This window comes from Amycolatopsis sp. NPDC059235 (assembly GCF_042754125.1).
Lineage (GTDB): Bacteria > Actinomycetota > Actinomycetes > Mycobacteriales > Pseudonocardiaceae > Amycolatopsis > Amycolatopsis albidoflava.
The window spans coordinates 68,088-88,955 of record NZ_JBHZAG010000014.1 but is presented as its reverse complement, the minus strand read 5'-3'; the positions used below and the strand labels follow the sequence as shown (position 1 = coordinate 88,955).

General features: G+C 70.1%; 13 protein-coding genes. 4 read left to right on the top strand and 9 right to left on the bottom strand.

What is annotated here, in order from left to right; genetic code table 11:
• Positions 1–123 precede the first annotated feature (123 nt).
• A complete protein-coding gene (locus ACFXI3_RS12860; protein WP_037809686.1) occupies positions 124–1,515 on the bottom strand; it encodes a class II 3-deoxy-7-phosphoheptulonate synthase in 1,392 nt (463 codons plus the stop codon).
• 52 nt (positions 1,516–1,567) lie between these two features.
• Positions 1,568–4,747 carry a hypothetical protein gene (locus tag ACFXI3_RS12855; RefSeq protein WP_378399629.1) on the bottom strand — a complete coding sequence of 1,060 codons (3,180 nt, stop codon included), beginning with the start codon at positions 4,745–4,747 and terminating at the stop codon, positions 1,568–1,570.
• A gap of 130 nt (positions 4,748–4,877) precedes the next feature.
• Here ACFXI3_RS12855 and ACFXI3_RS12850 point away from each other — a divergent pair, with 130 nt between their 5' ends.
• Entirely contained in the window at positions 4,878–5,765 is an 888-nt protein-coding gene (locus tag ACFXI3_RS12850) for an NADP-dependent oxidoreductase (RefSeq protein ID WP_378399628.1), read from the top strand.
• Here the strand turns inward: ACFXI3_RS12850 and ACFXI3_RS12845 are convergent.
• From ACFXI3_RS12845 to gltB, 3 genes are all read right to left on the bottom strand, one after another.
• Entirely contained in the window at positions 5,762–6,133 is a 372-nt protein-coding gene (locus ACFXI3_RS12845; RefSeq protein WP_378399627.1) for a MerR family transcriptional regulator, read from the bottom strand. The genes ACFXI3_RS12850 and ACFXI3_RS12845 overlap by 4 nt on opposite strands.
• 64 nt (positions 6,134–6,197) lie before the next feature.
• On the bottom strand, positions 6,198–7,706 hold the full coding sequence (locus ACFXI3_RS12840) for a glutamate synthase subunit beta (protein ID WP_378399626.1): 1,509 nt from the start codon (positions 7,704–7,706) through the stop codon (positions 6,198–6,200).
• On the bottom strand, positions 7,699–12,240 hold the full coding sequence (gene gltB, locus ACFXI3_RS12835; RefSeq protein ID WP_378399625.1) for a glutamate synthase large subunit: 4,542 nt from the start codon (positions 12,238–12,240) through the stop codon (positions 7,699–7,701). The genes ACFXI3_RS12840 and gltB overlap by 8 nt, the downstream gene beginning before the upstream one ends.
• Positions 12,241–12,637: 397 nt before the next feature.
• Between gltB and ACFXI3_RS12830 the strand changes: the two genes are divergently transcribed.
• The 3 genes from ACFXI3_RS12830 to ACFXI3_RS12820 are packed head-to-tail and all read left to right on the top strand — an operon-like array spanning position 12,638 to position 15,621.
• Positions 12,638–12,979 (top strand): hypothetical protein, encoded by a 342-nt coding sequence (locus ACFXI3_RS12830; RefSeq protein ID WP_344268093.1) that lies wholly within the window; start codon positions 12,638–12,640, stop codon positions 12,977–12,979.
• Positions 12,980–13,020: 41 nt separating this feature from the next.
• Positions 13,021–14,787 carry a hypothetical protein gene (locus tag ACFXI3_RS12825; RefSeq protein ID WP_378399624.1) on the top strand — a complete coding sequence of 589 codons (1,767 nt, stop codon included), beginning with the start codon at positions 13,021–13,023 and terminating at the stop codon, positions 14,785–14,787.
• A 15-nt stretch (positions 14,788–14,802) separates the two neighbouring features.
• The gene (locus ACFXI3_RS12820) at positions 14,803–15,621 is read left to right on the top strand and encodes a hypothetical protein (RefSeq protein ID WP_378399623.1); all 819 of its coding nucleotides are present in this window, start codon (positions 14,803–14,805) and stop codon (positions 15,619–15,621) included.
• 142 nt (positions 15,622–15,763) lie between these two features.
• On the opposite strand, the gene lgt is transcribed toward ACFXI3_RS12820, so the two are convergent.
• The 4 genes from lgt to ACFXI3_RS12800 form a co-directional block, all read right to left on the bottom strand.
• A complete protein-coding gene (lgt, locus tag ACFXI3_RS12815) occupies positions 15,764–16,786 on the bottom strand; it encodes a prolipoprotein diacylglyceryl transferase (RefSeq protein ID WP_378399622.1) in 1,023 nt (340 codons plus the stop codon).
• A 95-nt stretch (positions 16,787–16,881) separates the two neighbouring features.
• A complete protein-coding gene (locus tag ACFXI3_RS12810; protein ID WP_378399621.1) occupies positions 16,882–18,054 on the bottom strand; it encodes a M20 family metallopeptidase in 1,173 nt (390 codons plus the stop codon).
• On the bottom strand, positions 18,051–19,187 hold the full coding sequence (locus tag ACFXI3_RS12805) for an amidohydrolase family protein (RefSeq protein WP_378399620.1): 1,137 nt from the start codon (positions 19,185–19,187) through the stop codon (positions 18,051–18,053). Before ACFXI3_RS12805 ends, ACFXI3_RS12810 begins: the two co-directional genes overlap by 4 nt.
• A complete protein-coding gene (locus ACFXI3_RS12800; protein ID WP_378399619.1) occupies positions 19,184–20,599 on the bottom strand; it encodes an APC family permease in 1,416 nt (471 codons plus the stop codon). Before ACFXI3_RS12800 ends, ACFXI3_RS12805 begins: the two co-directional genes overlap by 4 nt.
• Positions 20,600–20,868 lie beyond the last annotated feature (269 nt).

The window sequence follows — 20,868 nt, the reverse complement described above, 5'->3', positions numbered from 1 at the left end:
CGAAGGTACGTGAGGGGAACCCTGAGGGAATCAGAGTCCCTCAGGGTTCCCCTCACGTACCTCGGCATCGCGTGCCGGGCCCGGTGTCCGCTCTGACCGGGATCAGCACTCTCGGGCGGGTGGTCAGCCGCGCAGCATCTCCGCGACCAGGAAGGCCAGCTCCAGCGACTGCTGGGTGTTGAGCCGGGGGTCGCAGGCGGTCTCGTAGCGGCCGGAGAGGTCGACGTCGGAGATTTCCTGTGCCCCGCCGAGGCATTCGGTGACGTCCTCGCCGGTCAGCTCGACGTGGATGCCGCCGGGGTAGGTGCCGAGCTTGTGGTGCACCTCGAAGAAGCCCTGGACCTCGTCGACGATGCGGTCGAAGTGCCGGGTCTTGTAGCCGGTGGACGATTCGTGCGTGTTGCCGTGCATCGGGTCGCACTGCCAGATGACCTTGTGCCCGGACGATTCGACCTTCTCCACGATCGCCGGCAGCACCTCGCGGACCTTGCCGTTGCCCATCCGGGAGATCAGCGTGAGGCGGCCCGGTTCGTTGCGCGGGTCGAGCCGCTCGACGTACTCCAGCGCCTGCTCGGGCGTGGTCGTCGGGCCGATCTTGAGCCCGATCGGGTTCGACAGCAGCTCGGCGAACGCGATGTGCGCGCCGTCGAGCTGCCGGGTGCGCTCGCCGATCCACAGGAAGTGCGAGGACAGGTTGTACAGCTTCGGGTTCGCCGCGTCGGCCTGGTCCAGCCGCAGCATCGCGCGCTCGTAGTCGAGCAGGAGCGCCTCGTGGCTGGCGAAGATCTCGGTGTACTGCAGCGAAGTGTCGGTGACGCCGCAGGCGTTCATGAACCGCAGGCCGCGGTCGATCTCGGCGGCGAGCGCCTCGTACCGCTCCCCCGCCGGCGAGGAGGACACGAAGTCCTTGTTCCAGTCGTGCACCTGGTGCAGGTCGGCCATGCCGGCCCCGGTGAGCGCGCGGACCAGGTTCATCGCCGCGCCGGCGTTCGCGTAGGCGCGGATCATCCGGCCCGGGTCCGGCACCCGCAGCTCCGGCTTGGCGACGAGCGAGTTGATGATGTCGCCGCGGTAGACGGGCAGCCCGAGCGCGTCGGTGCCGGACGAGCGCGGCTTCGCGTACTGGCCCGCGATCCGCCCGACCTTCACCACCGGCAGGCTGGCCCCGTAGGTGAGCACGACGGCCATCTGCAGCAGCGTGCGCAGATTCGCCCGGATGTGCGGTTCGGTGTTGGACTCGAACGTCTCCGCGCAGTCGCCGCCCTGCAGCAGGAAGGCCTCCCCGCGAGCCACCATGGCGAGCCGGCTCTTCAACCGGTCGATCTCGGCGGGCACGGTGATCGGCGGCACGCTCTCCAGCACGCCGCGCACCCGCTTGGCCAGCGCGGCGTCCGGCCACTCCGGCTGCTGCGCGGCAGGCAGCGACAAGGCGGTGTCGAGGCGGTCCCGCAGCTCAGGAGGCAGGGGCGGCAGCTCGGGAAGAGTGTCTACGGGAACGTCGACTGTCCAGTTCACGCGTCTCAGGATAGGGTCTGCCGCGTTTGTCCGGGGCGGTGGGCGTCGAGGGTCACGCGTCCGGGGCGTCTTGGCGGTAGAGGGTGCCGAATCGGTCGGCTACGTCCAGCAGACCTGCTAATTCGTCAGTATCAAGGGCTGGGACGATGACGGACCAGTGGTCGAGGGCCGCGGCTTCGGCGAGGATCCGGCGGCGTTCGTCCGGCGGGGCGGCGGCGGAGACGTCGACCAGGAGCCGGGCGCGGTCTTCGGCGGATTCCACGAGGCGGGTCCGGGCCAGCGCGCGGGGCAGGTCGTGTTTGGCGAGTTCCGGAAGGAACGCCAGGACGAGCCGCTCCTGCTCCGGCTCGGCTTCGACGGTCTCGATGACGGCTTCGGCTTGGTCGAGGTGTCCGGCCGCGGCCAAGCCCCGGACTAGAACCCGCCGAGCACCGGCCAGGTCGCGCTCGCCGAGGTACCCGCACAGCTCGAGGGCCGCGGCGACCTCTCCCCGTGCCGCCAGGTCCGCCATCGCGTCCTCGATCGCCAAGCCGAGGGCAGTCTCCGGGTTGGCGGCGACCAACTCCACGACCTCGGCGGGTTCGCCCGCCGCGGCCAGCATCGCGATCGCGGCGTGCACGTCGTTCCAGGCGAACTGTGCGAACACGGGCGGCTCCTTCGCCCGGCTACGGACATGCGCCGCGATCCGGGCCAGCGCATCGTGGTCGTCGGCCGCTCGAAGCCGACGGGCCAGCGAGGTCACGGGTTCTCGCATCACCGACCAGTATTCGACGCCGCAGATCAGCTTCTCGGCGATCCGCAGATCTCCCTTTGCGGCGAGAAGGCTCGCCAGCTCCTTGATTTCAGTCAGCCCTTGCCATTCCGGCGCCATCAGAGGAGCGAGCAGCTCGGCTCGGCGCACATCCCCGGCCGCCACGACTGTTTTGGTCAGCGCGCTGATCGCCGCTGCCGCGCGCAAGTCGTGCGCCGGACGGCGGGTGAGCGCTTCGGCCTGCTCCGCTGCCTGGCGCGCACGGGTGCGCTCCCCCGCGGACAGCAGCGCATCCGCCAGCACCGCGAACCGATGGGCGTCGGCTTGCAGTTCGAAGGCCGACCGGCGGGTGGAGAGGTAGCGGCCGGTCCAATGGAAGGCTTGGTCGGCCTCGCCCGCGGCCACGAGTGCCTGAACGAACCGGATCGTCGCCTCGCCCCGCGCGAAGGGGTTGGTCATCGAACCCAGCACCGCCGGAACCTCGGACAGCCTGCCCGCCGTGGCCAGGAACTCGACCAGAACGGGCACGAACCGGTACTCGCGTTCCACGTCGTCGAATCTCGCGCCGACAGCTCCGGCCGAGTCGTGCGCCGCCGCCAATTCGGCGGTGACATCGAGGTGGAACAGCACTCCGGCAGCGCCGTGCTCCTGCGCGAACCTGCGAGCCCGATCCGCGTCACCGCGCTGGACGAGCCGCCGGGCCAGCTCCGCGAACAGCTCCTGGCGGCGCAGCTCGTGAGTCACGGCGGCGGCCAGTCCGGCCGCCGCGTCCGCGTCGTCGACCGCCAGCACGGCCAGTTCGCCGAGCGTTCCGTCCCGGAGCTCCTCCCCCGAGATCTCCCTCGCCAACAGCCCAGCCCTGGAGAAGCCCAGGTCGCGAACGGCGGCGGTCATCGCGGCGATCCGCCGGCGCTGATCCGCGCTGACGCGGTCGGCGACCCGCGCGGCCGCCGCGTGCTTTCCGCTGTGTACCAATGCCACGGCGGTTTCCGCGAGCAAGGTGTCGCGCAGATCCGGGTCGTGCTCGTCGTCGGCCAGTCGCTCAGCCCGTTCGGACTGCCCGGCGCGGGCCAGCTCCCGGGACAGATCGAGCAGCGCCCGCGTGCGCGGCCCGGGCTCGGTCATGGACTGTGCCAAAGCGACGGCGTGATCGACCTGTCCCAGCGCGGCCCACACCGCGGGCAAGCGCACCGGCGTGATCTTGTTGCGCTCGCGGAAGTTGTCCCGATAGGTGTCGAGCGTGATCAGCCGGACCAGGTCGGGTTCGCCGGACGCGAGCAGCGCCGCGCGGGCAGTGTCCAGCTCCCCCATCGCGGCAAGGTCGCCGCCCGAAACGTCCAGCAGGCGTTCGTGCCGAGCCGGGTCTCCGGCGAGATCGACCAGGGCGGCTACGTCGCCGCTCTCCTGGACGAGCCGGAAGTAGCCGCGCAGCAGGAATTGGGGAGTGTCCGGCGGCCAGCCCGCCGAGCGATACCCGGCGGCCCATTCGTCGATCGCCTCGCGATACCGGGACAGCTCGGCACCGAACGCTTCGACCGCCTCGCGTTGCAGATTCTCGTGCCCCAGAAGGAAAACCGCCGCGGCCTCGCTTGGGCGCCAATGCGCAGGGCGACGGGTGAACGAGCGGCTTGCCACGCTGTTCAGGACCCGTTCGACGTCCCGGGGGCGGCGCTGAGTCAGCTGCGCCAGGTCGTCGCCGCTGAGGCCGCCGCGGGCCGCGACCAGGAAACCCAGCAGGTCCTTTTGGTCTTGGAGCAGCGCGTCAAGTTCGCGCTCCATATCGGCCTTCGCCGCGACGGCCGCGGGCGAAGGCACCAGGGAACGCTCGATGCCGGGCGCGCGCAAGGGATGGTCAGCGCGCACATCCGGTGGGACGTCGGGGTTGAGGCGGCTCGCGACGATCACGCGGAGACCGTGTTCGGGAAACGGCAGAAGTGCGGCGATGCTGTGGCCGCCGGAGCTGGCGCCGCGATCCTCGTCCAGGCCGTCGACGACCAGCACCAAGCGCTCGCCGCGGTTTCGGCAGTGTGCGGCGGCTTCGGCGAAGACCGCGTTGAGGTTTCGGGCCTCGGGGTCCTTTGCCGCTCCCAGGACTTCGGCCAATTGCTCCTGGACGACATCCACGAACGCCTCGCGGGTGTCGTCGCCGAGGGAACGCGCCGTGACGAAGAACGAGACCACCCGCACTCCTTCGGGCGGCGAGAGCACGAACGAGGCCATCAGGGCCGACTTGCCCGTCCAGGGAGCCGCGCGCCACCACCCGTAGGCGGGGGCATCCTCCGGAGCCGTGCAGAACCGGGCCAGTTCGGCCAATTCCGTTTCGCGGCCGATGAGCCGTTCCGGCGCGACCTGGCGGACCCATTGCCGATAGCGGGAGCGGGCGGGCGGGGCTCCGGCGTAGGTGACCGAATCGGCGTGGCCCACCTGCACGACCTTGCCCGTGACCGGACCCAGGACCTGGTTCGTGATCCGCTCGTCCACCTGGGATCCCCCTCCGACGGCTCAGCTTCCCACGAACTGTGTCGGCCGGGTCACATCAGCTGGAAGTTGACATCGGTGTCAACGAATAGCGTCGGTTTCGGACAGACCGAGACGCGGGAGGAACCAGCAGATGAGCACAGCCTTGGGATATCGGGCGTTCGGCGCGGCCGACGTCCAGGAGTTCTTCGACCGGCCGGATCCGACGCCCGGGCCCGCGGAAGTTCTGGTCCGGGTCGCGGCCGCCGGGGTGAATCCGCTCGATCATCTGCTGCGGTCGGGGCATGTCCCTGACCTCAATGGGAACCTGCCGTTTCCGCAGGTCATCGGGATGGAAGCAGCGGGGACGGTGCTCAAAACCGGGAAAGACGTGACCGGACTCGAGATCGGCGACCGGGTCACTGGGTTCGCGTTGACCGGGGCGGGCACGTACGCGGAAACCACGCTGCTCCTCGGCGAGTCCACCGCCCGGATCCCCGACTCGCTGCCGTGGGCCTGGGCGGCGACCATCCCCGTCGCGGGCACCACCGCGCTCGACGTGCTCGATCAGCTCGACCTGCCGACGGGCGCGTCGCTGCTGGTGAACGGGATCGGCGGCGGTGTCGGGATCGCGGTGGCGCAGCTCGCGCGGGATCGCGGGCTCGTCGTGACGGGGACGGGCAGCCCGGCCAAGCGGGAGCTCGCGACGAAGTACGGCGCGGCATTCGTCGACTACACGGCGGGCAGCGTCGTGGGCCAGTTCGACGCTGTGGTCGACACCGTTGGCGGCCAGTCCCTGCGCGCCGTCGCGCCGTTGACGGAGAAGCTCATCGCGGTCGGAGACCAGTCGGTGACCGAACTCGGCGGCGAGTTCGTCCGGCGCCGTCTCGATCGGGCGGGTCTGGAAAGGGTCGCCGAGCTGATGGACGAAGGGCGGCTCGATCCGCACATCACCGGTACCTATCCGCTCGCGCGGGCGCAGGAGGCGTTGGCGTTGGTCGAATCCCGGCACGCTTCGGGCAAGCTAGTCATCAGCATCTAGCACGAACTCCCCGCGCCCTGCCGGTACCGAGTGTTCGCCTCGATCAGCACGTCCAGCGCGTCCCGGGCCTCGGCGAGGCGGGCCATGTCGGCGGTCAGCCGGTCGCGTTCGGCAACCATTGTGGTGAAAGCATCCTCGATGACTTTCGAGTCGTCGCTGTGCACGCAGGGCAACAGCCGCGCGATTACCTTGCTGTGCAAGCCCGCGTCGAACAGCCGGCGGATGAGTTCGATCCGCTCGACCTCGGTCGCCGGGTAGTGCCGCTGTCCGCCCGCTGACCGGGTGCTCTGCACCAGGCCCTGCTGCTCGTAGTACCGCAGCGAGCGGGCGCTGACTCCCGTCTTCCGGGCTAATTCGCCGATCCGCACAGCATCCAGCTTAAAGAAACGGGCCCCGGCGCGCCGTTGCGCCGGGGCCCGAGCCATGGACCGATCACACCACCGCGAGCGGCAATGCGGTCGGGTGCACGGGGGCGGGCAGGTCCGAAGCGCCCGTCAGGAAGGTGTCCACGGCGGCGGCCACGGAGCGGCCTTCCGCGATGGCCCACACGACCAGCGACGCGCCGCGGTGGGCGTCGCCGCAGACGAAGACTCCGGGAGTCTCCGTTTGCCAGTCCGAGCCGCACGACAGGGTGCCGCGGCGGGTCAGGGTCAGGTCCAGGCCTTCCAGCAGCGGCATTTCCTCGACGCCTTCGAAGCCGATCGCCAGCAGGACCAGGTCCGCGGGCAGCGTTTCGACCTCGTCGTTCACCGGGAGCACCTCGCGGCGGCCGGTTTCCGGGTCCTTCTGCACGCGGACTTCCTGCAGTTCCACGGCTTTCACGCGACCGTTGCCGTCGTCGACGAACCGCTTGACCGCCACGGCGAACTTCCGCTCGCCCGCTTCCTCGTGCGCCGGGTAGGTGCGCAGGATGTACGGCCAGGTCGGCCACGGGGAGCGTTCGTCGTCGCGGGTCTGCGGCGGCGTCGGGTACTGGTCGAGCTGGGTGACCGACAGCGCGCCCTGGCGGGTGGCGGTGCCGTAGGAGTCCGCGCCGGTGTCGCCGCCGCCGATGATCACGACGTGCTTGCCGCATCCGTCGACCGGGGACGGGCCGTCGCCTTCCACGAACTTGTTGGCCGGCACCAGGTGTTCCATCGCCAGGTGGATCCCGTCGAGCGAACGGCCCGGCGTGGTGCGGTCGTCACGGCCGCGCAGGGCGCCGACGGCGAGGACCACCGCGTCGTACTGCGCGCGCAGGTCTTCCACCGTCAGATCGACGCCGACCTCGCAGCCGGTGACGAACTTCGTGCCCTCCTTGCGCAGCTGCGCCAGGCGCCGGTCGAGGACCTTCTTCTCCATTTTGAACTCGGGAATGCCGTACCGCAGCAGGCCGCCGAGCCGGTCGTCCCGCTCGAACACGGTGACCTCGTGGCCCGCGCGGGTCAGCTGCTGCGCCGCGGCGAGCCCGGCGGGACCCGAGCCGACGACGGCCACCTTGCGGCCCGAGGACACCTCAGCCACCTGCGGCTGCACGTATCCGGCTTCCCACGACTGCGTCGCGATCGTCTCTTCGACGCGCTTGATCGCGACCGGCCCGCCGGACAGCGGCGAGATCGACAGCACGCAGCCCGCCTCGCACGGCGCGGGACACAGCTTCCCGGTGAATTCCGGGAAATTGTTGGTGGCGTGCAAGCGATCGCTGGCCGCCGCCCAGTCGCCGCGGCGGACGAGGTCGTTCCATTCCGGAATCAAGTTGCCCAGCGGACAGCCGGAACCGCCGGAATGGCAGAACGGGATTCCGCAGTCCATGCACCGCGACGCCTGCGTACGCACCTGCTCGTTGCGCTCTTCCGGCGCGACGTCCGCATAGACCTCGCCCCACGAGGAAAGCCGTTCCTCGTAAGACTTTTTCTTCGGTTCTTGCCGTTCGTGCTTCAGAAAACCGGTGGGGTCAGCCACGAGCCGCCTCCATGATCGCTTCGTCGACATCGCGGCCAGCAGCGCGAGCTGCCTTCGCCGCATCGATGACCCGCTGGTAGTCGCGCGGCATCACCTTGGTGAACGCCGCCGCGCGCCGGGTCCAGTCGCCCAGGAGCGACGCGGCCACGGCCGAGCGGGTGAGGTCGTGGTGCTGCTGCACGATCTGCTTGAGCCAGGCCAGATCCTCCGGCGAGGGCGGAAGCAGGTCCACCATGTCCTGGTTGACCTTCGCGCGGTCCAGGTCGAGCACGTACGCGCTGCCGCCGGACATCCCGGCCGCCAGGTTCCGCCCGGTCGGGCCGAGCACCACCGCGCGGCCGCCGGTCATGTACTCGAAAGCGTGGTCTCCCACGCCCTCGGCCACGACCGTCGCGCCGGAGTTGCGGACGCAGAACCGTTCGCCGACCTGCCCGCGCAGGAACAGCTCGCCGGACGTCGCGCCGTAGGCCAGCGTGTTGCCCGCGATCGTCTGCTGTTCGGCGGCGAAGCTCGCGTCCGGATGCGGGCGGACCACGATCCGGCCGCCGGACAGGCCCTTGCCGACGTAGTCGTTGGCGTCGCCGACCATTTCCAGCGTGATGCCGCGCGGCAGGAACGCGCCAAGCGACTGCCCGGCCGAACCGGTGAGCAGCACGTGGATCGTGCCGTCCGGCAGGCCCTCGCCGCCGTAGCGGCGGGTGATCTCCGAGCCCAGCAGCGTGCCGACGGTGCGGTTCACGTTGCGCACCGGCAGCTCCAGGCGCACCGGATGCGCGTCCTCCAGCGCCGCCTCGGCGAGCTGGATGAGCGTGCGGTCGAGCGCGTGCGCCAGGCCGTGGTCCTGCTCGCGCACGCGCCGCTTCGAGCCGCCGTACGGCGTTTCCGCGGGCATGTCGAAGACCGGGCCGAGGTCGAGACCGGAGGCCTTCCAGTGCTGCACGGCCTCGTCGGTGTCGAGCATCTCGGCGTGCCCGATCGCCTCGTCGAGCGTGCGGAAACCCAGCTGTGCCAGGGTTTCCCGCACTTCTTCGGCGACGAACTCGAAGTACCGCACCACGTGGTCGGCCTGTCCGGTGTAGCGCTTGCGCAGCTCCGGGCTCTGCGTCGCGACGCCGACCGGACACGTGTCGAGGTGACAGACGCGCATCATGATGCAGCCCGCCACCACCAGCGGAGCCGTCGCGAAACCGTATTCCTCGGCGCCGAGCAGCGCCGCGATCACGACGTCGCGGCCGGTCTTCATCGCACCGTCCACCTGCACCGTGATCCGGTCGCGCAAACCGTTGAGCAGCAACGTCTGCTGCGTTTCGGCGAGCCCGATCTCCCACGGCGTCCCGGCGTGCTTGAGCGAGTTCATCGGCGACGCGCCGGTGCCGCCGTCGTGCCCGGAAATCAGCACGACGTCCGCGTGCGCCTTGGACACGCCGGCCGCGACCGTGCCGACGCCCAGCGAGGACACCAGCTTCACGTGGATGCGGGCCTTCTCGTTGGCGTTCTTGAGGTCGTGGATCAGCTGCGCCAAGTCCTCAATGGAGTAAATGTCGTGGTGCGGCGGCGGGGAAATCAGCCCGACGCCCGGCGTCGAATGCCGCGTGCGCGCGATCCACGGGTACACCTTGTTCGGCGGCAGCTGCCCGCCCTCGCCCGGCTTCGCGCCCTGCGCCATCTTGATCTGGATGTCGTCCGCGTTCACCAGATATTCGCTGGTGACCCCGAACCGGCCCGACGCGACCTGCTTGATCGCGCTGCGCCGCTGCGGGTCGTACAGCCGCTCCGGGTCCTCGCCGCCCTCGCCGGTGTTGGACCGGCCGCCGATGCGGTTCATCGCGATGGCGAGAGTTTCGTGCGCCTCGGCCGAAATCGAGCCGTACGACATCGCCCCGGTGTTGAACCGGCGCAGGATCGCCGACGCGGGCTCGACCTCGTCCAGCGGAATCGGCTCGCGCGCGCCGTCGCGGAACTTGAACAGCCCGCGCAGCGTGCCGCCCTCGCGGTAGAGCCGGTGCACCTCTTCGGTGTACTCGCGGTACACCTCGTCGCGGCCGGTCTTCGACGCGTGCTGCAGCAGGAAAACCGTCTCCGGCGTGAACAGGTGCAGCTCGCCCTCGCGGCGGTACGCGTACTCGCCGCCGGTCTCGAGTCCGCGGTGGACCCGATCGGTCGGGTTGTCCGGGTACGCCCGGCGATGCCGCACCGCGACCTCCTCGGCGAGCACCTCCATCCCGACGCCGCCGAGCTTCGACGACGTTCCGGTGAAGTACTCGTCGAGCAGTTCCTGGCTCAGGCCAAGGGATTCGAAGACCTGCGCCGCGGTGTACGCGCCGACCGTGGAGATGCCCATTTTGGACATGATCTTCAGGACGCCCTTGACGAGCGCCTGCACGTAGCTGCGGACGGCCTTCGCCGGTTCGATGCCGGTGATCGCGCCCTGGCTGATCATGTCTTCGATGGTTTCGAAGGCCAGATACGGGTTCACCGCCGCCGCGCCGTAGCCCAGCAGCAGCGCGATGTGGTGCACCTCGCGGGCGTCGCCGGTCTCCACGACCAGCGCGACGCGCAGCCGTTCCTTGGTGCGCACCAGATGGTGGTGCACCGCGGAAACCAGCAGCAGTGACGGGATCGGCGCCATCCGGTGGTCGGAATCGCGGTCGGACAGCACGAGCGTGCGCGCGCCCGCCGCGATCGCCTCGGACGCGTCGCGCCGCACCCGCTCGATCGCCGCCGCCAGCGCGTCCGCCCCGCCGTCCACTTCGTACAGTCCGGAAAGGACACTGCAGGCGAAACCGGGAAGGTCGCCGTCGTCGTTGATGTGGATGAGCTTGGCCAGCTCGTCGTTGTCGATCACCGGGTACGGCAGGTTGAGGTGCCGGCAGGAGGCGGGCCCGGGAGCGAGCAGATTGCGCTCCGGCCCCATGATCCGGCTCATCGACGTGACGAGCTCTTCGCGGATCGCGTCCAGCGGCGGGTTGGTCACCTGCGCGAAGTTCTGCTTGAAATAGTCGTACAGCAGCCGGGACCGCTTGGACAGCACGGCGACCGGGGTGTCCGAACCCATCGACCCGATCGGCTCGGCCCCGTTGGCGGCCATCGGCGCGAGCAGGATCTTCAGTTCTTCTTCGGTGTAGCCGAAAGCGAGCTGGCGGCGCAGCACCGAATCGTGGCTCTGCACCACGTGGTCGCGGTCGGGCAGCTCGGCGATCTTGAGCAGCCCGGCGTGCAGCCAGTCGGTGTACTGCTGCTTGCGCGCCAGCGCGGACTTGACCTCTTCGTCGTCCACGATCCGGCCCGCCGCGGTGTCCACGAGGAACATCCGGCCCGGCTGCAGCCGGCCCTTCGCGACGACGTTTTCCGGGGCCACGTCAAGGACTCCGGCCTCGCTGGCCAGCACGACGCGGCCGTCGGCGGTGTGCCACCAGCGCGCCGGGCGCAGTCCGTTGCGGTCGAGGACCGCGCCGACGAGCGTGCCGTCGGTGAAGGTGACGCACGCCGGGCCGTCCCACGGCTCCATCAGGCTGGCGTGGAACTGGTAGAAAGCCCGCCGTTCCGGATCCATCGAGGTGTGGTTCTCCCACGCCTCCGGAATCATCATCAGCACCGCGTGCGGCAGCGAACGGCCCGCGAGGTGGAGCAGCTCCAGCACCTCGTCGAAGGACGCCGAGTCCGACGCGTCGGCCGAGCAGATCGGGTACAGCCGCGAAAGATCGCCGGGAAGCAGGTCCGATTCGAGCAGTGCCTCGCGGGCGCGCATGCGGTTGCGGTTGCCGCGGATCGTGTTGATCTCGCCGTTGTGCGCCACGAACCGGAACGGGTGCGCGAGCGGCCACGACGGGAAAGTGTTGGTGGAAAACCGGGAGTGCACGAGCGCGATCGCGCTGGCGAGCCGGGAATCGCGCAGATCCGGGAAGAACCGGGGCAGCTGCTCGGGCGTGAGCATGCCTTTGTAGACGATCGTGCGCGCGGACAGCGACGGGAAGTAGGTGCCGCAGCCGGAAGCGAGGCTTTCGTGCTCGACGCGCTTGCGCAGGCAGAAGGCCAGCCGGTCCAGCTCCAGGCCGGTTTCGCCGTGCGGGGACGACACGAACAGCATCGCGAAGTGCGGCATCACCGAACGCGCGGTGGGGCCGATCTCCGCGCCGTCGGTGTCCACCGGAACCTCGCGCCAGCCAAGGACGGCGAGCCCTTCTTCGGCCGCGATCCGTTCGGTGAGCCCGATCGCCTTGCGGCGCTGCTCGTCCTCGGCGGGAAGGAACGCGATCCCGGCGGCGTATCCGCCGTCGGCGGGCAACGGGAATCCCGCCTCGGCGCGCAGCAGTTCGTCGGGCAGCTGCAGCAGAATCCCGGCGCCGTCGCCGCTCGTCGGCTCGGCACCCGCGGCGCCGCGGTGGTCGAGATTCGTGAGCGCGGCGAGACCGTCGGTGACGATCCCGTGCGTACGGCGGCCCTGGACGTCGGCGACCATGGCGACGCCGCAGGAATCCTGCTCGGTGTCCGGGTCGTACAGACCCTGCTTGCCGGGGATGGCGGAGAAGATCATGGAAAAGGGACCTCCTTCGTCGTTTCGTGCGGTGGCCGGCGAACCGGCCGCGGGGAGCGCACGGGACGACGATGGCCCGCTTGTTAGCGCGACTTTAACACCTGGGAAACACCCCAGCAGCGCCTCGGAGCTCCCCGAACGGGGAAGAACGGTAACGATCCGGCAGCGCGGAACGACATAGTTCCGGATGGGTTCCCGATGCTTCGGTCCGCGAAGCATAAGCCCCGAAGCGGCGTCGCGCACCTGTCACGTGACGAAGTCGATGCGTCCGCTTCGTCCCCTTCGTCCGGTCCTCCCAGGTAATCGCACAAATTTCCGGGAACCGCCCACACTCGGTGATCGTCGGTTGCCATAGTGTTCGGCAACCGAATAGCTCACGGGGAGGGCGGTTTCTTTCATGTCCGGCATAGAAGTCGACGTCGAGACGATGAACCAGTACGCCGAGGTGCTCGACAGCCTCCACGAGAAGATCAGCAAGATCAACGACTACATGCGCTCCACCGCGTGCGACACGTCCGGTTTCACCGGCCTGTTCGTGGTGCTGCAGCCGGTGGTGCAGCTGGTCGGGAACCTCTACGGCGGCACGCTCGATTTCGGCCACTCACGGCTGACCTCGCTGTCCGACGGGGTCAAGCAGGCGGCGCAGGCCTACGCGCACCACGACGCGAATTCCGCGCAGCTGCTCCAGAAGTTCATCGACCAGTTCGACGGCATCGACTCCGGCCGCGGCGCGGCCTGATGCGCATCCGCACCACACGGTTCTGACGAGGGGGACAAGACATGGCACGGCACGGCGGCGGGCACGGCGGCGGCCACCACCCCGGGGGAACGGGGACGACGCATCCGCCGTCCCGCCCCGGCGGCACCCAACCGCACCCCGGGGGCAACCAGCCGCATCCCGGCAATCAGCCGCCTCCCGGCGGGAATCAGCCCGGCCATCCTGGCGGGAATCAGCCCGGCCATCCTGGCGGGAACCATCCCGACGGCACCGGTCCGGACGGGCGCCGTCCGTCCGGCGGGGACGACCAGACGCATCCGAGCGGCACCGGGGGAAACTCCGGCGACGACAACGGCAATGGCAGGCACCGCGGCCAGTCCAATGACGACGGCAACGGCCGGGACGGTCGCGACGGCCGTGATGGCCGGGATGGTCGTGATGGCCGGGACGGTCGCGACGGCCAGGACAGCGGCGAAGAAGGCGGCGACGGCCGAGGTCGCGATCGCGGCAACGAGGGCGGCGACGAAGGCGGCGGCCGGGGCGGCGACGAGGGCGGCTCCGGCAGCGAAGGCGGTGAAGGGGGCGGCGAAGGCGGCTCCGGCAGCGAGGGCGGCGAAGGCGGCGGCAACGGCGGCGAGGGCAACACCGGGGGTTCGGGCGGAGACCCAGGCGGGGTCCCCGGCGGCACCGGCGACTTCGACCGCGGCGATTCGATCGTCGAACTGCTGCAGCCGCCGGAAGACACCTCCGGCGAGGACGTCCAGGCGCTGGTGAAGGACGCCGGCGTCGAGGTGATGGCCGTCGAGTGGGTGTATCAGAAGTTCACCGGCACGACGCTGACCCAGCAGTTCATCGAACCGCTCACCGGCGACTTCTCGAAGATGTCGGCCGACGCCGAGGCGTGGCGCAACATCTCCGAGGCGATGAAGGCGTTCTCCGAGGTGATGGTCGCCAACGAGAAGACCGTCAGCGATTCCTGGCACGGCATGGCTTCCCTGGAGCACAAGGCCTACGTGCAGGCCGGGTGGCGGGCCGGGCTCGCCGCCGAGGCCGGGATCGCGTCGCTGATCGCCAAGGGCTTCGACCTGCTGTCGGACACGTCGAAGAAGCTCGCGGCCAAGGCGCTGGACCTGCTGAAGAGCCTGATCGACCGGCTGCTGGTGATGGCCGCCGAGGCGTGCGTCCCGATCGCGGGCTGGATCGCCGACGCGATCACCGCGCTGTCGGAACTGCTGCCGCTGATCAACGCGCTGATCTCGATCATCGAGATGATCCAGGACATCATCACGAAGGTCCAGGACATCTGGAACTCGATCAAGGACATCGGGTCGCAGCTGCAGAAGATCAAGGACGTCGGCAGCATCGGCGACCTCGTCGACATCGCGAAGAACATCGGCGGGGACGTCGGCGACATCAAGGACAACGCCAAGGGCATCGGCCAGGACGCGAAAGACGCCGTGCAGGCGGGCAAGGACGGCGTCAACGAGTCGCGCGAGGCGCACGCGGAGAACCGGCGCTCGCGCGAAGGCGGCGACTCCGGGGACGGGGAAGGCGACCGTCCCTCCGGGGAAGGCGGCGACCGGCGCTCCGGGGACGACCGCTCCGGCAACGACGGGGACCGGTCGCAGGGCTCGGGCGACCGGGGGCAGGACCAGCGGTCCCAACCGGACGGTCCGCAGCACCAGCCCCCGCAGAACCAGCAGAACCACCAGCCTCCGCAGCAGCCGAATCACCCGCCGTCGCAACCGAATCACCCGCCCGCGAACCACCCGCCGTCCCATCCGCCCCGCCGCTCGGCGAGCGGGCGGATCCACGGCCGCATCGACTAAGGAGGAACTGCCGAGATGTCGCAACCCGCGACCGCGGACGATTCGTGGAAGACGCCTGAGCTGCGGGAGGCCGAGGCCGCGCTCGACCGGACCGTGCGCAAGTCCCAGCAATTGCTGAAGGACCTGGAGAAGATCAAGCTCCGCCCGCTGCCGAAAACCGACACCCCGGAACGGATCGAGGCGATCAAGAAGGCCGCCTCGCGTCCCGACGCCCCCGCTCAGCTGCGGCTGATCAAGCGGAAGGTGGACGCGGGCGAATTCTCCTGGGAGGACGTCGCCGCGGGCCGGGCCTTCGCCGACCCCGAGGTCCGCGCTCTCGCCGACGAGAAGCTCAGCGAGGCCAAGGACATCCTCGAGGAATTGGAGGAGGGCCAGACTCCCGAAGAAATCCTCGAGGCGCGCACCGGCGGCGCCGGGAATCCGCTGTCGGACACCGGACGCACGACGTATCCGGACGCGCCGGACAAGCCCGCCGGGTTCTCCGCCGCGGACCCGCTGGCCAGCAGCGGCCGTCCGCAGCCCCCGGCCCCGCCCGCGCCGGGACCGGCCGAGTACTCGAACGAGAATCCGCTCGCCGACCGGACTCCGCCGCCTCCTCCGGCTCCGTCTCCGGCTCCGGAGAAGGAAGAGCCGCCCGCGCCGCCGGCTCCTCCTGCGCCGCCGAGGCATCGCGCCCCGGAACCGGAGCCGGAGGACGACTTCGCCGATCCCCTCGCCGACCGCGGCGACCGGCCGAAGCGCGCCGCGCCTCAGCCGCCGCCGTCGTCGGGCCGCCGCCGTCGTCAGGACTCCGGCGATGACGACGACTACTTCGGCGGCTCATTCCTCGGCTGAACCCGCTCCGCTCTCGCAGAAGTTCGTGAGGGGAACCCTCAGGGACTCTGAGTCCCTCAGGGTTCCCCTCACGGACCTCGGCCGACCACGCGAAAAGAGGTCCCCGCCCAACTCGGGCGGGGACCTCTTTTCGGCGCAGCGCCTAAGGCTTCTCGGACTTGCCGTTCTCCCCGGAGGAAGATCCGGCGTCCACAGTGTCTTCCGCGGTGGTGTCCTTTTCGGTCGGTTCCGGCTTCGGCTCCGGGGCGTCCGAAGTGGACTCGACGGCGGCGTCTTGCTCGTCTCCCTTGCTGCGCAACGTCTCCGGGGCTTCGCGCGGGCCGCGTTTGGCCGCGACGACGAAGTACGCCATCGCGCCGATGAACAGCAGGATCGACGTCCACACGTTGACCCGCAGGCCGAGGATGTGGTTGGCGGTGTCGGTGCGCATCAGCTCGATCCAGCAGCGGCCGACGGTGTAGCCCGCGACGTAGAGCGCGAACGCGCGGCCGTGGCCGAGCTTGAACTTGCGGTCCGCCCACACCACGAGCAGCGCGATGAGCAGGTTCCAGACCAGCTCGTACAGGAACGTCGGGTGCACCGGGCTGTCCGGCAGCGGGATGTGCCCGGTCGCGACGCCGCCAAGGGCGTCCGGGGCTCCGGTGGCCGGGTTGAAGCGCTGGTAGATCTCCAGGCCCCACGGCAGGTCCGTGTGCGCGCCGTACAGCTCCTGGTTGAAGTAGTTGCCGAGCCGCCCGATCGCCTGCGCGACGATGATGCCGGGCGCGATCGCGTCGGCCATCGCGGGCAGCGGGATCCCCCGGCGCCGGCAGGCGATCAGCGCGCCGACGGCGCCGAGCGCGACCGCGCCCCAGATGCCGAGGCCGCCGTCCCAGATGGCGAAGGCGTTCCAAGGGTTCTTGCCCTCGGTGAAGTACAGCTCAGGGTCGGTGATGACGTGATACAACCTGCCGCCGACCAGGCCGAACGGCACCGCGAACACCGCGATGTCGAGCACGGTGCCCTTCGTGCCGCCCCGGGCCTCCCAGCGCCGCTCGCCCCACCAGATCGCGACGATGATGCCGGCGATGATGCAGAGCGCGTACGCCCGGATCGGGATCGGGCCCAGGTGCCAGACGCCTTGGTCGGGGCTCGGGATCGTGGCCAGGAACGCTGCGGAGTACACGCGGCCACCGTAGCGCGTCGGGCTCCGGTCGTGGTCCGGGAGCCGCGGAACCCTTAGTCAAGACCCGGTCACAGCCCGGTCACGGCCGTCCGGGGTCACACTGCGTACTCCTGGTCGGAGGCCGCGGCCAGGTATCCGGCCAGCAGCGCGTCCGCGACCTGGCCGACCGCGGCGTCCTCGGGCAGGAACGTTTCGCCGTGCAGGCTGGGCGCGCCCGCGGTCTCGCCGAGGCCGACGAACAGCATCAGGCCGCGGATTCCGTCGCCGCAGTAATGCGCGAAATCGTCCGCGCCGAACGACCGGAAATCGACGTCGACGTCCACGCCCGCGCGTTCGAGCCAGATCCGCGCGGCCGCGGCCAGCGCCGGATCGTTGACCAGGACGGGCTCGCACGGGCTGATCCGCAGGTCCGCGGTGCATCCGTAGGCGCGCGCGGTGGCGTGCACGACCTCGTCGAGCGCCTCCAGCGCTCGTTCGCGATCGCTCGCGCGCATCAGCCGCAGCGAACCAAACGCCGACGCCGTATTCGGCACGACGTTCGCCGCCGTGCCCGCGCTGAGCCGGCCGATCGTGCAGACAGCTCCGTGCATCGGGTCGATCCGGCGGCTCGCGACCTGCTGCAGGCTCACCACCAGTTGGCTGAGCGCCAGCACCGGGTCGCGCAGCAGGTGCGGATATCCGGCGTGGCCGCCCTGACCGTGCACCACGACCTCGAACTCGTCGGTGGACGCGTTCACCGGCCCGGGCGCGGCCGAGACGACGCCGTACGGCAGCCGCGGCTGGACGTGCGCGCCGATCACCGTGTCGATGCCGCGCTCTTCCAGAATGCCCGATTCGACCAGGTCGAGCGCCCCGGAGGGAGACGTTTCCTCGCGCGGCTGCAGGATCGCGAACAGCGGACGCGGGAGCTCGACGCGCCGCGCCGCCCGGCAGACCGCGGTCAGGGCGGCGAGGTGGACGTCGTGGCCGCAGGCGTGCATCAGGCCGGTGTTCGCGGCCCATTCGACGCCGGTGCGCTCGACGACCGGCAGAGCGTCCAGTTCGGCGCGCAGGGCTACAGCCGGGCCTGGGTGCGGTGCGGAGATTTCGATGAGCCGCCCAGTTTTCGCGACCCGTTCGCCCTCTCCCAACGCAGCAGCCACGGTCCGGGCGGTGTCGTCTTCGTCGCCGGAGACGCGCGGATCGGCGTGAATCCGGTGCCGCAATTCCACCGCGGCGGGCAATTCCTCCGCCACCGCCGCGCGCCAGGCCTCGACCAGGTCGTTCATGTCCGCTCCAGCCGGTAGATCCTGGCCGCGTTCTCGTGCCCGGCCAAGCGAGCCAGCCGGATCGCGTCCACTTCGGACAGTGCGTCCGCGGCGAGCGCGGTGCGCAGGAAGTCGGACAGGCCTTGCCGGAACAGCGCGGTGCCCAGGTGATACAGCTCGGCCAGGCCGAACGCGTCGGTGGAGAACAGCAGCTTCCCGAACGGCGCCAGCTCCAGCGTCTCGGCCAGGATGGCGGGCGCGCGGAAGCCCGCGTTGTGCGTGACGAGGCCGACGTCGACGAAGACGTGCTCGAAGACCTGCGCGAGGTAGGCGGCGTTGCGGTGGAACGGATAATTGTGCAACAGCAGGACCGGGACGCCCGCGTCGCGGGTCGCGCGCAGCAAACCGGTGAGCCGCAAGGGATCGCAGCGGTGGAGGTCGACGTCGGAATCGCCGTAGCCGACGTGGAATTGCACCGGGAGCCGCCGGTCGATTCCGGCCCAGATCAGGTGGCGGTGCAGGACCTCGTCGGCCAGCCGGACCGGTTCGCCCGCTTCGATCCGGGCCAGCCAGCGTCCGGCGGCGGCTTCGACCTCGGCCGGGGCCGGGCGTTCGCCGGACAGCTCCAGCCCGACCCGGTACGCGGCGATCGACTTCACGCCCGCCGCGTTCCTCGTGCGGCGGTCGAGTTCAGCGGCGAAGTCCTCGGCGAAGCTGGCGGCACTGGTCTCGCGGATGACGTCTTCGGCGACCTGTTCCAGCCGGACGATGTCGTGCGCGCGAGCGTCGGCCAGTTCGGCGAAGTCCTTCGTGGTGGTGAGGGATTCGGGCAGGAAACCGCCGTCCAGCAAGTAATCCGTGCTGCCGGTGCCGCGCAGGAACCGCCGGTTGACCTCCGCCGCGCCCAGTTCGCCGCGCCGCGCGAGATAGTCGTCGGCCGGGGCGTGTTTCGGCAGGTCGAGGATCGGCGCGCAGCGTTCGCGCACGGACAGGCCGATCAGCGAGTCGAACAGCGACGTCCCCAGCGGCGACACGGTGTCCGCCTCGGTCAGCATCCGCTCGAACCCGTCGCGGTCGACGCCGCCGGTGCGCACGCCGTGGCAGTGATGGTCGACCAGCGGCAGGTCCGCGACGAAATCGAGCAGTCCGGTCATGCCTCTCCTTCAGCGAGCCTCTCCCCCACCCTACGGGCGAATCGAGGCGCTGAGGCGACCACGACGACAGCCAGCACGAGCACCCCGGCCGCCACGACCGGGAACCACCGCGCCGGGCCGTCGGTCGGATACGGCACGACGTTGACGTACACGGTGTAGCCGAGCAGAACCAACGCGCCGACCGGGAACGCCAAGTGCCACCACGGCACGCGCATCCGCCGTCGCACGAACAGCAGCAGGATCGCGCCGAGCGTGGTGAGCAGATAGATCACCAACAGGATCAAGGTGCCGATGGATCCCGCCCAGGCGAAGGTGTCGTCCGCGGTGGCGCCGAAGAACACCGCGCACACCAAGATGATCAGCGCCGCCGCGAGCGCGACCGCGGTCACGGCGACGGCGGGAGTGCCCTTGGCGGAGATCCGGCCGATGCCGCGTCCGTCGAACGCGTCGCGGCCGAGGGCGAAGAGCAGCCGCGAGCCGCCGACGACACAGGCGAGGCAACAACCGAACGCGCTGATCGCGGCGCCCGCGCTGATGACATCGCCGACCCACGGTCCGACGAAGCGGCTGCCGAGGTCGCCCAGCAGTGACGGGGAATTGTGGAACGCCGTGGCGTCGCCGCCGAAGGCCATCATCTCGACGGCAGTCACGAGCACGAAGTAGGCACCGCCGAAGATGGCCGTGCCGAGGATCGCGCGCGGGATGTTGCGGCGCGGGTCGCGGGTTTCCTCGCCGAGCGTCGCTGCGGCCTCGAAACCGGCGAACGACAGGAAACCGAACACCGCGCCGAGGAAAATGCCGGAGACTCCGGTGTCCGGTACGAAAACCCGCAGCGTGAACTGTCCGCTGGGAGCGTCTCCGGCGATCAGCCGGACCAGGATGACCACGGTGACCAGCAGGATGAGCGCGATGGTCGCGCCCTCGACGGCGAGCAACGTGCTGGTGCCGCGACGAGCCGGCGCGACCGCGAGCAGCCAGCTGCCGATCAGCGCGACGGCGGTCAGCACGAACGGCCCCCACGACGGCGGGTGCGGCCAGATCCCGACCTGTGTCAAGAACGCGGTGCCGAGCACACCCGCGGCGGAACTGGTGACTACCGCGTAGAAGGTGTAGGTGCCGAGCAGCCCGATTCCGGACACGACGCCCGCGCGCGGGCCGAGGGTCGCGCCGACGAACGCGTAGACCGACCCCGCGTGCTGGTAATGGCGGCAGAGCTGGACGAAGCCGTACGCGACCAGCAGCACCCCCGCCGCCGAGAGCAGGAAGGCCAGCGGAACCGCGCGCCCGGCGGCCGTCGCTGTTTGCTGTGGATTGATGTTCGCGGCCATGCTGGGTGCCATGAGCGCGACGGACAGCCCGACGGCCTGCCAGACCGACAGGGTGCGCCGCAATTCGGGACGGTCTCCGGACACGGATGCGCTCCTTTCCCGAGGAGTACACAGTGAACCGTCCGAGCGGTGCGGAGAGCGAGCGCCGACCGGCTGAACTCTCTCGTGCGGTGTGGAGGGAGCGCCTCGTTCGCCGCCACACTCGACCGCGAGCGGCTAAAACGGTCGTCGCTTCCGTCCAACCTCGACCGGCTGAACCTCCCATCCAGCGTTGAAGGAGAAACCCTTGTCGTCCCCTTTCTCGCCCTCCGCCGGACTCGACCGCGACCGGCTCGCTGAACTCGGCGCGGCGG